Source organism: Dokdonia sp. Asnod2-E02, from assembly GCF_045063915.1.
GTDB lineage: Bacteria > Bacteroidota > Bacteroidia > Flavobacteriales > Flavobacteriaceae > Dokdonia.
Genome location: NZ_JBEFNX010000005.1, coordinates 2,531,465 through 2,544,185 on the forward strand (window position 1 = coordinate 2,531,465; position 12,721 = coordinate 2,544,185).

The window sequence follows — 12,721 nt, forward strand, 5'->3', positions numbered from 1 at the left end:
TAAAAGTAGTAAATATTACTCGTTTATTGTCCTTGAGAGGTGGGTTACTACGATAACGTTTTAGGAGAATTACGCTTTCGCGAAAGCATAATAACAACCACATCAGGTATTTAAAGTGAGGTAACTACGGTAAGATTTTTATGCTAGCTATAATGCTTAAAAAGGGTAGTTGATTCCCACATTATATACTGCATTTGAAAAGTTGTACTGGGTAAACCATCTGTCACCCTCTGCAATTGCAGGGTTGTAGGTTTTGAAACCTACGTCAAAACGAAGCGCAAAAAAGTCAAAATCCCATCGCAATCCAAAACCTGAACCTAATGCTAGCTCTTGTAAACTCTCAAATCCAGTAAATCTTGAGGCCTCATCTTCTACATTATCAAACACGTTCCAGATATTACCAGCGTCTGTAAAGAGCGCACCTTCTATAGGGCCTATGAGGTCAAAACGATACTCCAAGTTAAAAGCAAGTTTCATATTTGCTTCATTAAACTCATTGGGGCTACCGCTGCTTCCTGGGCCCAGGTCATAGGCTCTCCAGGCTCTGTTATCATTAGACCCACCGCCAAAGAAACTACGTATAAAAGGAATACTCCCAGAGTTGCCATAAGGAATGGCAATACCACCAAATGCTCTTGCGGCGATGATATTATTATTACCTAAGTCCCAGTGACGAGAGTAGTCTAGCTCTGTCTTTACATACTGTGAGTATACTACACCAAAGAGGCTTTTGTTACCATCTTCATTTCTACTTGTGTTTGCAATGTTACCAGCGAGCGCTAGCGCATTTCCCGCAAGCTCGATACGTGTTCTAAAACGGCTGAATGTCTCATCAAACAGGTTTTCTCTATTGTCATATATATGTGATATGTTAAGAGATACAATAAGGTTATCCTCAGTAAGTCTTTCTTGACGCTCTCCTATGGCTTGTATATCATCTACATCGCCTTGGGCGATGCTGCCTGAAGCGCCATTATCCACATCATTTATAAACTGCTCTGCGCCAAAAGGGATAGAGAGATTTACCTCGCCACTAGCATCTGTGGTGAAGTATGCTGGATTTACATCTGCCTGATTGTTTTGAGCTATGCTGTTTAAATCATCATAACTATTTCTGTAGATGTTAAAATAGTTATCTGGGTTGAGGTTACGCACATATTGTGCATTTACAAGATCTACGCTAAAAGATCTTTTCCAAGAGGGGCTCCAGTTATATGTTAGACTACCGCTCACAGTTTGTTTATCTAGACCTATATTTTGTTGTATGCCTACACCTAGGTTAAAACGGGTGTTAGGTTGCCACTCTGCAGGTATCCATTTATTAGTGTTAAAAGGAAAAAATATACGTGGGAAGGTGAGACGCATATCTGCACCTATCTCAGAGATATTAAAAAAACTATCATCTGGATTTGCCGCATCATCAGATGCTCCTACACTTCCACGACCAGAGATTTCAAGTGTTTCTGCTCCTCTAAAGATATTACGAATTAATAGCGATCCAAAACCAGCAATCCCAAAGTCTTGAATATTTGAGGTAGAGACATCAAAATCTGCCCTAAGCTTATATTTTTCTAGCGGGGTGAGTCGTATGCTCGCTATGAGATCAGAACGTGTACTGTCTGCCGGGTCTTCGATGTATGAGATACTCGGGTATTTAAATGTACCAAGCCTACTCAACCTGCTCAAACTCTGTATGCGGTCTATATCGCGGTAGATAGTGCCAGGCTTAAGGGGGATAATGTCTGTAAGTGCTTTAGGTCTATAGTTTATTTTATCATAAGCATAGATATTAAAGCTATCACTTATAAGAGAGTCGTTAAAAGTTTTATTGCGGTTCTCATAACTATAATCTGTGATGATGTTTACGCTAGATACTTTGTGCACTTTAAAAGGAACCTCATACGTAGAGTCATTTACAGTCTCTGTAGGGTTGTCTATAATATATTCAAGATTTGCCTTGTGATTTGTTTTAACGGTGTCACCTACTAGACGTATATAATCAGACTCAAAATGATAGAGCCCGTTGTTTCTAAAAAGCTCTGTAAGGCGTTGTGTCTCTGCATTAATATTTGCTGTGGCATATCGCTCTCCTGGTTTTAGTACAGACTCGTCTTTATGTACATAATAAATAGAATCTGCTACCGGAGAAGCAATGATAGGGGTAATACTATCTAAAAAGTAGGGGTTGCCCTTCTTTACCTTGTAATCTATAGATGCTCGCTGGTTGCTGTCTTTCTTAATATCATAAGATACGTTAGCATTAAAATAGCCATTGTTTACATAATACGCAGTAAGGCGTTGTGCAGATTTTTCGGTAATGGCTTCTGTGACGATGGCTGGTGCTTCGCCAGTCTTTTTAATACCATTATTAAAATTCTTTTTAAAATTACGCACGGCTTCTACTTGCTTTTCAGAAAGTACGCGCTCCCAGAAGGTATATCTGTTTGCACTTGCAGCACGTTGTTCATCTAGTATAGAATCTATATTAGGCCTTGCTAGATTATAAATGTATAGTCGTAGGGGCGTACCTATGAGGGGTAGCCTAGTGTTAGGTTTTTGATAGAGGTAATTGTAAAGACGTGGCTCGCTTACTTTATCTTCACCATCATAAATAGTGTTTTCTGTAAGGAGGTGACCATCTGCGGGAACTCGTTTTGTTGCGTTACAACCTAACAGAAAGAGTGCCACTACCAGAAATAGTGATATTTTTGTACAAGTTGTTTTCAATAGGGCGTTTTCATCATTTTCAAAAGTACATCTTAATCGTGGTAAGCAAAAATACAATCAAACGAATAACGAGTTTAGGGCAAAAAAAGTACCGCCAGCGCGAAGGTGTTTTCGTTGCAGAGGGTATTAAGGTTGTAAATGAACTTCTTTTATCATCTCTAGAGCTTGTAGAATTACATACGGAAGATGTTTCCGCTTTCGCGAAAGCGTTATCACCCCAAGACCAGTCTAAAGTAAATGAAGCAACTCCAGCCGAGCTTAAGAAACTCACCTTTTTAAAAACCGCACAAAAGGCAGTGGCAACATTTAAAATGCCAGAAGTAATAGCTATAGATAGGTCTGGGCTTACCGTTGTGCTAGATGATGTACGTGACCCTGGTAACCTGGGTACTATTATACGTCTTTGCGATTGGTTTGGGATAAAGCAGCTGGTGTGCTCAAAGGCTACTGTAGATTGTTATAACCCTAAGGTGGTGCAGGCCACAATGGGCTCGCTCACGCGAGTGGATATTATTTATACAGATATTGATACATATCTGTCTAATGAAGACCGTCCCGTATTTGGAACCTTTATGGATGGAGAAAATATTTATGCAGCATCACTGCCGCAAGAGGGTGTGATTGTAATGGGTAACGAGGCAAACGGAATCTCTACAGGTATCGAGCAGCTTGTTACAAAGCGTGTTGCTATACCTAGATTTGGCATCACACAAGCTACCGAAAGTCTTAACGTAGCAACGGCAACGGCAATTTGTTTAAGTGAGTTTAAAAGAGGGTAGTAGCGCGGTCTTACTGAAAGGTGAAGTTTAAGAACACACCTCTGGTTTGCATCTTTGTAATATTACCCGTCCAAGGACTGTTGGGTCTATTATCACGTACTAACTCGTCAGACGCGGCAAAAACACCTTTTATACTAGGTATAAATTTAAAGTAGTAGAGATATAATTCTACACCTATAGCCATCTCATAAAAGAAAGGACTAGAGGTTGTACGGAACTGTCCAGCAAAGTTGTCGTCTGGATTCTCCTCATTACTAGATAAGTTAGTTACAGTAGCTACGCCAAACTGCACATAAGGGCGCACATTATTAAGCCTTCTCGTATTAAATTTAAGCGCAAGCGGTAGGTATATATAGGTAGAAGGTACTTCTCTTAGTAAGTCTGCCTCACTGTCAAAACGTGGGTCTGGCGCATACATAAGATTACGCTGTGTGTAGATAAGTCCTGGTTCAGTACGTAAACTCACAAACTCAGAGAGTCGTAAGTCACCTATGAGGCCTACATTAAAACCTACAGTTTTTTCAACCTGTATGTCTTCTTGCTCATTTTGATAATCAAAATTGTAATCCATTGAGTTTACACCAAAGTAGTATCCCCAAGAAATAGGTTTTTTATCAAAGTTTTGATCATTCTGAACTCTGGGTCTAGATAACCACTGAGCATTAACCGAAGAAAAACTTAAAACAAGTGCTATTACAGCAATGTATGTGCGCATAAAATTATTTTGTAGCCGTGTAAATTGTTGCAACGCCAAAGGTTTGTGGCTTATGTTGCACGTCTTTAAACCCAATTTTACGTAAAATATTGTTGAGTACCTCTCCAAAAGGAAATGCATTCGCACTTTCACTCAGGTAGCCGTAAGCATTTTTGTCTTTAGAAAAGAGTTTGCCCACAGTAGGTAAGATCACTTTAGAGTGGAAGTTGTATCCTTGCTTAAAAGGTGTTTTTGTAGGGACAGAGGTTTCTAATATTACAAAAATTCCTCCTGGCTTTAGTACGCGTAGTATCTCTGCTAGACCTTTTTCTAATGTTTCAAAATTACGTACTCCAAAGGCTACAGTAATAGCATCAAAAGTATGGTCTTCAAAGGGCATATTCTCGCTATCTGCCTGCATCATCTCGATGCGGCCATCAAGTTCTTTGGCAGCAATTTTCTTTCGGCCTACAGATAGCATTCCTTCAGAGATGTCAAGTCCTACTAGCTTGCTAGCATTTGTACTTGCCATATTAATAATGAGGTCTCCTGTACCTGTTGCAATGTCAAGGATAGAATCTGGGTTAGTATCTGCCACAAGTTGTACCACCTTCTTGCGCCACTTTACGTCTATCCCAAAAGAGATCACACGGTTAAGACCGTCATACTCGCCAGAAATGTTATCAAACATTTGCTCTACTTGCTCTTTTTTAGACTGGTCTGAAGACTTATATGGGGTTACCTTTTTGGCCATTTCAATTTTTTTACAAAGATAACGCTTTCGCGAAAAATTATAATCCATAACCCCTTTATCTTCTTGACGAAAGCTTATTTGTCTTGGTCTGGGTTTCAACTCCAGATGCTTAGTTATTTTGAATACCGTTCGTTTTTTTCGCGAAAGCGCACCTACAAAGCCCTCCAAACTGGCAATAAACCCTTGCAATTTTTTTAATCCATCACCTATGTAGTATCTTTGTACGCATTTTTGAGCACATCCATTTATGAAAATAATCATTGCAGGAGCAGGAGAAGTAGGGTTTCACTTAGCAAAATTACTCTCTTACGAATCTCAAGATATTACCCTTATTGATACTAATAGAGAGAGTCTGTCATATGCAGACACGCATCTAGATATCAGAACTATAAAAGGGGACGCAACCTCTATTGCGATACTACAAGACTCACGAGTTGAGGGAGTAGATCTTCTCATCGCGGTTACCGCAAGCGAGACTACAAATATCACGGTTTGTGTACTGGCAAAACAGCTTGGTGCACAGCGCACGATCGCTCGTATATCTAACACAGAGTTTATTGAGCACAAGGAGCTGGCAGGCTTTCAGAAATTTGGGATTGATGAGTTAATCTCTCCAGAGAGTCTAGCGGCAAGTGAGATTGAGTTACTACTTAACCAGAGTGGTTTTTCAGATAGTTATGAGTTTGATAATGGAGCACTTACTATGGTAGGGACTACCTTATCACGTACGGCATCTTTTGTAGGTAAAAGTGTAAAAGAGGCAGCAAAAATCTTTCCAGAGTTACACTTTATGCCTATCGCGATACAGCGAGAAGGAACGCAATATACATTGATCCCTAGAGGTGATACTGTTTTTAAGGAAGGTGATCATATTTATTTTGTGACGGTGCAGGGCGGTGTAGAAGAGATTTACAAGCTCACTGGTAAAATACGTCAAAACATCAAAAATGTTATGATACTGGGCGGTAGTAACATCGGGTCAAAAACTGCAAAAGATTTATGTAGTAATAGATTTAATGTAAAACTAGTAGAGAAGAACCGTGAGAAAGCAATTGATCTAGCAGATTTACTACCCAAGGCTCTTGTTATAAATGGTGACGGTCGTAATGTAGAACTACTAGATGAAGAAAATATACACGATATGGATGCCTTTATCTCTGTAACAGGAGATAGTGAGACTAATATTATGTCGTGTCTGGTTGCTAAGTCAAAAGGAGTACAAAAAACTATAGCCCTGGTTGAGAATATGGATTACTTCCAGCTCTCACAGAGTATAGGTATTGATACCCTTATCAATAAAAAGCTACTAGCTGCAAATAATATCTTTAGATACATCCGTAAAGGAGAGGTAGTAGCAATGACTAAGCTCAATAATATGAATGCAGAGCTACTAGAGTTTATTGTAAAGGACTCTTCTGAGGTACAGGGGAAACGTATACGAGACATAGACTTCCCTAGAAGTGCGACTATAGCAGGAGTAGTAAGAAATAATCAAGGTCTTATAGCCTTAGGTGCTTTTAGAATAGAAAAGGGTGACCGTGTAGTAGTATGCTGTTTACCTAGATCTATTAAAAAGGTAGAAGAAATGTTTATCTAGCCCCAATGCCAAAACTTAATTACAAGATTATATTTCACTTAATGGGATTATTGCTGCTTTTTAATGGCGGCTTTATGCTCATTGCAGCACTTGTAAGTTTTCTTGCAAAAGATGGCGTAGGTCTAGAAGTCTCGGCAGCGGCATTGCTTACTGCATTTGCCGGTACGTTGCTTATGTTTATGACACGTGGGCACGAGAAAATTGTAAAAAAACGAGAAGGATATATTATTGTGACCTTTGGGTGGCTATTTATGTCACTTAGTGGTATGTTGCCTTATCTTTTTACGGGAGCTATACCAGGCGTAGCAAATGCCTTTTTTGAGACTATAAGTGGGTATACCACAACAGGTGCCACCATACTTACAGATATAGAAGCGTTGCCTAAGAGTATTCTCTTCTGGCGCTCTACCACGCACTGGATAGGGGGTATGGGTATCATCGTACTTGCTATTGCCATACTGCCACTGCTAGGTATAGGAGGGATGCAGCTCTTTGCAGCTGAAGCTCCAGGACCTAGTGCAGATAAGTTACACCCTAGAATTACTGATACGGCAAAACGTCTCTGGCTAATTTACGTAAGCTTTACAGTGATTGAAACCATCTTGCTTAAGCTGGCTGGTATGTCATTTTTTGATGCGGTAAACCACGCATTGAGTACACTCTCAACTGGCGGATTTTCTACAAAAAATGCAAGTGTAGCTTACTGGAATGATAAGCCAGTTATACAGTACATCATAACGTTCTTTATGCTTCTAGCGGGTACAAACTTCGTATTAAGCTATTTTGCATTTAAGGGTAAAATCCAGAAGATTTTAAAGGATGAGGAGTTTAGACTTTATATGGCTTTTGTTTTTGGCTTTGGGATTTTAGTGTCATTAGTAATGTATTTTAATGCAGACCTTAGTCTGTCTACAATAGAACACCCTATGGTGTGGGGTAAGGCAGAAGCTGCTTTTCGTCACGGGTTGTTTCAAGTGCTAGCAGTTATCACAACAACAGGATTTGTCACGGCAGACTACACAATGTGGACACCTTTTCTTACCGTTATTTTCTTCGGACTTATGTTCTTAGGTGGATCTGCAGGGTCAACATCTGGAGGTATTAAAGTTGTGCGCCACCTACTTACCATACGTAATGCTATAGTAGAGTTTAAAAGAACACTGCACCCTAACGCAATACTACCAGTGCGCTACAATGCAAAATCTGTAGATCGTTCTATTATATTTAACATCCTTGCATTCTTTATACTATATATGCTCTCTTGGATTATAGGCGCAAGTGTACTAGCCTCGATGGGACTTGACTTTAGAACAGCCCTAGGAGGATCTGCATCTGCACTAGGTAATGTAGGTCCAGCCTTTGGAGGGTTAAGTCCTGTAGATAGTTACGGGTGGTTACCTATAGGAGCAAAGTGGTGGATGGCATTCTTAATGCTCATAGGACGTCTAGAACTTTTTACCGTACTTATTTTATTAACACCATTTTTCTGGAGAAATAGATAATGTTTGCACAATCACCATACGATCTTATAATAATAGGCGCAGGTCCTATAGGTCTTGCCTGCGGTATTGCAGCCCATAAAAAAGGACTTAATTACCTTATTGTAGAAAAGGGAGTGCTCGTAAATACCATCTACAGGTATCCAGAAAATATGACTTTTTTTAGTACCTCAAAGTTGCTAGAAATAGGTCGCGTTCCTTTTGTATCACATACAGATAAGCCTACTCGTAAGGAGGCGCTTGAGTATTATAGAAGAGTGCAAGACACCTGGAAACTAAGATTAAAACTCTATACTCAGGTACAGAAAATGACGCCTAAAGATGGCGGATATGAGATTGAGACAGATAAGGGTAACGCTTTCGCGAAAGCGGTTATAGTATCCACCGGTTTTTATGATGTCGCTCGCACACTAGGCGTACCCGGAGAAGACCTACCTAAGGTAAAACACTTTTATGACAGTCCGCACCCATATGTAGATCAAAAAATACTTGTGGTGGGAGCTGCAAACTCTGCCTGTGATGTTGCGCTAGAAACCTACTACAAAAATGCAGAGGTGACAATGGCAATACGTGGGGAAGGCCTGTATGAAAAAACCAAATACTGGATCAAGCCTAACATTGAAAACCGAATTAAAGAAGGCTCCATAAAGGCTTACTTTAATACCACAGTAAAAGAAATAACACCGTCTACTGTAGTTTTAAATACTCCAGATGGGAAGGTCGTCTTAGAAAATGACTTCGTACTCGCAATGATAGGCTACAAGCCAGATTATACCTTGTTTGAAAAGTTAGGCCTGCCTGTTACAGATGACGAGACACGCACACCTATTCATAATGAAGAGACGCTAGAAACGCCACTAGAACGTGTATATGTTGCTGGGGTAATTGCTGCAGGAATGCGCACAAGTAAACTCTTTATAGAGAATACACGTGAGCACGGCGATATGATTATAGATGATCTTATTACTAAACTTTAAGACACATAAACCCAGTTATTTTTAGGGTGATTTTTTGGTAATAAAAAAGTCAAAAAGAGATAGGTATTCCTCAAATTCTCGACTAAATTCGCAATCGATATAGTTTTTATATTCACCACTACTTATAAAAATATCATACACGAGGTAAGCTATGGCATCACGACAAATTACAAATACAATTTTAATGATACGTCCTGTTCAGTTTAGAATGAATGAGGAGACGGCGGTTAATAATTATTTTCAAGAAGATATAAGTCTTAAAAATGATGAGATCAATACAAAAGCACAGCAAGAGTTTGATGACTTTGTTGCAAAGCTGCGCGCCGTGGGTGTAAACGTTATTGTTGAAAATGATGATATAAAAGGGAACACTCCAGATTCTGTCTTTCCAAATAACTGGGTATCTTTTCACGAAAGTGGTAATGTAGCCCTGTACCCTATGTTTGCCGAAAATAGAAGAAGAGAACGCAGAGAAGAAGTTCTTGCAAGGCTAGAAAGTGAAGGATTTACTATTAACAATATTGTAGACTACACAGAGGCAGAAGATGAAGATGTTTTTCTGGAAGGTACAGGTAGTATTCTTATGGACCGCCAGAACGAGCGTGCTTACTGCGCCTTATCTGCAAGAGCAGACGAGAGTTTGTTTATAGAGTTTTGTGAAGATTTTGAGTACACACCAGTCGTGTTTACTGCAAACCAAACGGTAGATGGTAAGAGATTACCTATTTATCACACTAACGTGATGATGTGTCTTGCAGAGGAGTTTTGTGTAATCTGTCTTGATACTATAGATGATAAAAAGGAGCGTAAAAATGTGCTCAAACACTTAAAAGAAACGGGTAAGCAAGTGATAACTATCACAGAAGAGCAAATGCATCACTTTGCAGGTAATATGTTACAGGTACTTGGAGCAGATGATAAGAAGTACCTAGTGATGAGTGCAGATGCACACCAGAGCCTTACTAAGGATCAAGTTAATAAGATAGAAAAGCACTGTGAGATTTTAAGTAGCGACTTAAGTACGATAGAAACTTGTGGAGGAGGTAGTGCAAGATGTATGATGGCAGAGGTGTTTCTTCCTAAGGAAGAATAAAGTATATTCGTATTATGCTTTCGCGAAAAACAAAATACGGATTAAAGGCACTCACTTTTCTAGCAAAAAAGCCAGAGAATACAACAGTGCTTATACAAGAAATCGCAGATTCTGAAAATATCTCAAAAAAGTTTCTGGAGAGTATTTTACTTTCTATGCGTAAAGCGGGCTACCTAGGTAGTAAAAAAGGCAAAGGTGGCGGATACTACCTTATTAAAAAACCAGAAGATATAAAGATATCATCTGTGATACGCACGCTAGAGGGGCCTATTGCGTTATTGCCTTGTGTGAGTCTTAACTTTTATGAGCATTGTGATGATTGTCCTAAAGAAGAGGAGTGTAGTCTTCATATACTTATGATAGAAGTAAGAGACCAGACCTTAAAAGTATTAGAAAATAAATCACTTATAGATCTTATTTAAACGATTTTGTGTAAAAGTGTATTAAATTCACACGAATCGGTATCTAAAGTGTAGGAAATTAGAGAATAACGCATTATATTTATCACATATAGGCGTTCTAGAATAATGTATTGAGAGAAGCAATTTTATAAGTGTTTGTAGTTTTCACTTTTAAAATTAACTGGTAAAACAGTACGGGTAATTTTTTTTAGTAGGATTTAAAAAGCGACCGAATTTATCTCTCAGATAATACACGTTCTGGTTCGCCTTTTTTTATTGCTCAAATCGCTTTGTAGCAATGTTTCTTATCATCCCACCAAAAATAAAGTAGTGAAAGGGTAGCATACTATACCAGTATAGTCTGCCAAAAATACCTCTTGGTCTAAAGGTTGCCGTCTGGTGCAGTACATCATTATCATCTATTGTAAACTCAAGCCAGGCCTCTCCAGGTACCCGCATTTCTGCAAAGAGTAATAATCTAGGCTCATCTTGATTTGCAAGTAACACCCTCCAGAAGTCTAGTACATCGCCGGTAAAAATTTTGTCAGGATGTGTTCTTCCGCGACGCAGGCCTACACCTCCCACAAGCTTGTCTATATAGCCTCTTATCTTCCACATCCAGTCACCATAATACCATCCTCTATCGCCACCTATTGCCCAGATATTTTTAAGAGCAAGATCTCTGTTTTTGAGTTTTATGGTTTGCTTGTCCTTAAGACATCCAAAACTGGGTACTTGTATATAATCATCAAGATTGGTCTTAATTCTTCCACTTACAAGGCTATCTTTCCAAGAGCTGGCTACTTGATTTTGTTCAATTTTGGCGAAAGCCAAATCAATAGCTACCTCATAGCTAATGGGAGTGATATTTAATATTTCTTGAAGTCGTGTGTCATTTGAGATGACCTCTACCTTCATACTGTCTACAAGGTTAAGTGCCAGTTTATAAGATGTTGAGGTGATAAAATATAACCAGTATGAAGATATCTTAGGGCTCATTACGGGTACCGTAAATATGTATAAACGCAAGTTGCGCACTTTTGCATAACGTTGCATCATCTCTTTGTAGCTCAATACATCTGGACCACCTATATCATATTGATTATGGTATGTTTCTTCATTGCCTAAAACGCCGGTGAGATATTGTATCACATTGCGTATAGCTATAGGCTGGCACTTGGTCTGTACCCATTTTGGGGTAATCATCACAGGTAGCTTCTCACATAAATCTCTTATAATCTCAAAAGAAGAGCTCCCAGAGCCTACTATGATCCCTGCCCTAAGTACAGTGAGTGCCGCTTCACCTTTTTGTAAAGTGGTCTCTACATTTTGACGAGAGCGTAGGTGTTTACTTAAGTTTTCATCATTTGCAATGCCCCCTAGATAGATGACTTGCTTGCAGTGAGTAGCAGCTAGGTAGGTGTTAAAGTTAAGCGCAGAGAGCTCTTCCTTCTCATCAAAATCTGATGTGCTCGAGCTCATAGAGTGCAAAAGATAATAAGCTGCATCAATATCTTGTGGTAATTTACTCTTATCTGGATTGTCTAGAAAGTCAATTTCAACTATTGTAATCTGTTCCTTTACTTTCTTACTCACAGACAGTCGCGCCTCGTTGCGCACCACACATACCACCTCGTGATTTGCCTCGAGTAGCATAGGGAGTAATCGCATCCCAATATAGCCATTTGCACCTGTAAGTAGTATTTTCATAATCTATAGATCCTCAATATTAGTAGGTGCTTGTGATGCCTTTTGGTCAAGTATGCGCTTCATAAAATTGTGTACTTTTTTATCTTTTGCCTTAGCCTCAATTTTGATAAAATAATTATCTCTATAGATGCTATACTCCTCTGCTCGACCTTTGTAAAGGTTAAGTTTCCAGTAAGGAATTACTAGTGCATAGCTGTCTAGTAAGGCTCTAAAACCTACAATGATACCTTGGGGTCTAAGCTCTATATTGCACTTATTGCGATATTTATCTAGAGCAAGAAAATTCTGGATCTGTATGCTAGATTCTGTAATGACAAGGTGACCTATACCTATGCCACCTTGTTTGATGCGCTCGCGCAATCTGTAGGGCTCGCCTACTTCTTGATTAATTTTGCGTTTTACATCAGGATTGTTGTAAGATACGTTAAGAAGCATTTTTCTTTTAAAGATACGAGTTTCGCTAGTGTTTCTCTATGCGCTCTTTCAATTT

At 39.2% G+C, this 12,721-nt stretch carries 11 protein-coding genes; 6 read left to right on the forward strand and 5 right to left on the reverse strand.

What is annotated here, in order from left to right; all coding sequences use genetic code 11:
• Nucleotides 1–156 precede the first annotated feature (156 nt).
• Entirely contained in the window at nucleotides 157–2,727 is a 2,571-nt protein-coding gene (locus ACJJVM_RS11495; protein WP_405211754.1) for a BamA/TamA family outer membrane protein, read from the reverse strand.
• 38 nt (nucleotides 2,728–2,765) lie between these two features.
• Between ACJJVM_RS11495 and ACJJVM_RS11500 the strand changes: the two genes are divergently transcribed.
• A complete protein-coding gene (locus ACJJVM_RS11500; protein ID WP_405212203.1) occupies nucleotides 2,766–3,506 on the forward strand; it encodes an RNA methyltransferase in 741 nt (246 codons plus the stop codon).
• Nucleotides 3,507–3,516: 10 nt separating this feature from the next.
• On the opposite strand, the gene ACJJVM_RS11505 is transcribed toward ACJJVM_RS11500, so the two are convergent.
• Both ACJJVM_RS11505 and ubiE read right to left on the reverse strand, forming a co-directional pair.
• On the reverse strand, nucleotides 3,517–4,221 hold the full coding sequence (locus tag ACJJVM_RS11505; RefSeq protein WP_405211755.1) for a porin family protein: 705 nt from the start codon (nucleotides 4,219–4,221) through the stop codon (nucleotides 3,517–3,519).
• 4 nt (nucleotides 4,222–4,225) lie between these two features.
• Entirely contained in the window at nucleotides 4,226–4,954 is a 729-nt protein-coding gene (gene ubiE / locus ACJJVM_RS11510; protein WP_405212205.1) for a bifunctional demethylmenaquinone methyltransferase/2-methoxy-6-polyprenyl-1,4-benzoquinol methylase UbiE, read from the reverse strand.
• Nucleotides 4,955–5,201: 247 nt separating this feature from the next.
• Between ubiE and trkA the strand changes: the two genes are divergently transcribed.
• The 5 genes from trkA to ACJJVM_RS11535 all read left to right on the forward strand — a co-directional run bounded on the left by trkA (nucleotide 5,202) and on the right by ACJJVM_RS11535 (nucleotide 10,542).
• Nucleotides 5,202–6,551, forward strand: coding sequence for a Trk system potassium transporter TrkA (gene trkA / locus ACJJVM_RS11515; protein ID WP_298347818.1), 1,350 nt, complete (start codon nucleotides 5,202–5,204; stop codon nucleotides 6,549–6,551).
• A gap of 5 nt (nucleotides 6,552–6,556) precedes the next feature.
• Nucleotides 6,557–8,053, forward strand: a complete 1,497-nt coding sequence (locus tag ACJJVM_RS11520; RefSeq protein ID WP_035325287.1) for a TrkH family potassium uptake protein — start codon at nucleotides 6,557–6,559, stop codon at nucleotides 8,051–8,053.
• Nucleotides 8,053–9,027, forward strand: coding sequence for a YpdA family putative bacillithiol disulfide reductase (locus ACJJVM_RS11525; RefSeq protein ID WP_299151027.1), 975 nt, complete (start codon nucleotides 8,053–8,055; stop codon nucleotides 9,025–9,027). The genes ACJJVM_RS11520 and ACJJVM_RS11525 overlap by 1 nt, the downstream gene beginning before the upstream one ends.
• A gap of 151 nt (nucleotides 9,028–9,178) precedes the next feature.
• Nucleotides 9,179–10,120, forward strand: coding sequence for a citrulline utilization hydrolase CtlX (gene ctlX, locus ACJJVM_RS11530; protein ID WP_405211756.1), 942 nt, complete (start codon nucleotides 9,179–9,181; stop codon nucleotides 10,118–10,120).
• Nucleotides 10,121–10,134: 14 nt separating this feature from the next.
• Nucleotides 10,135–10,542, forward strand: coding sequence for an Rrf2 family transcriptional regulator (locus ACJJVM_RS11535; protein ID WP_035325284.1), 408 nt, complete (start codon nucleotides 10,135–10,137; stop codon nucleotides 10,540–10,542).
• 252 nt (nucleotides 10,543–10,794) lie between these two features.
• Here ACJJVM_RS11535 and ACJJVM_RS11540 read toward each other — a convergent pair whose 3' ends face one another.
• Nucleotides 10,795–12,231, reverse strand: a complete 1,437-nt coding sequence (locus tag ACJJVM_RS11540; protein WP_405211757.1) for an SDR family oxidoreductase — start codon at nucleotides 12,229–12,231, stop codon at nucleotides 10,795–10,797.
• A gap of 3 nt (nucleotides 12,232–12,234) precedes the next feature.
• A complete protein-coding gene (locus tag ACJJVM_RS11545; protein WP_405211758.1) occupies nucleotides 12,235–12,666 on the reverse strand; it encodes a hypothetical protein in 432 nt (143 codons plus the stop codon).
• Nucleotides 12,667–12,721 lie beyond the last annotated feature (55 nt).

Excerpts from the sequence above, each read along its gene's own strand:
- ACJJVM_RS11505 (WP_405211755.1), bottom strand. The coding sequence starts at position 4,221 with ATGCGCACATACATTGCTGTAATAGCACTTGTTTTAAGTTTTTCTTCG.
- ubiE (WP_405212205.1), bottom strand. The coding sequence starts at position 4,954 with ATGGCCAAAAAGGTAACCCCATATAAGTCTTCAGACCAGTCTAAAAAA.
- trkA (WP_298347818.1), top strand. The coding sequence starts at position 5,202 with ATGAAAATAATCATTGCAGGAGCAGGAGAAGTAGGGTTTCACTTAGCA.
- ACJJVM_RS11520 (WP_035325287.1), top strand. The coding sequence starts at position 6,557 with ATGCCAAAACTTAATTACAAGATTATATTTCACTTAATGGGATTATTG.
- ACJJVM_RS11525 (WP_299151027.1), top strand. The coding sequence starts at position 8,053 with ATGTTTGCACAATCACCATACGATCTTATAATAATAGGCGCAGGTCCT.
- ctlX (WP_405211756.1), top strand. The coding sequence starts at position 9,179 with ATGGCATCACGACAAATTACAAATACAATTTTAATGATACGTCCTGTT.
- ACJJVM_RS11535 (WP_035325284.1), top strand. The coding sequence starts at position 10,135 with ATGCTTTCGCGAAAAACAAAATACGGATTAAAGGCACTCACTTTTCTA.
- ACJJVM_RS11540 (WP_405211757.1), bottom strand. The coding sequence starts at position 12,231 with ATGAAAATACTACTTACAGGTGCAAATGGCTATATTGGGATGCGATTA.
- ACJJVM_RS11545 (WP_405211758.1), bottom strand. The coding sequence starts at position 12,666 with ATGCTTCTTAACGTATCTTACAACAATCCTGATGTAAAACGCAAAATT.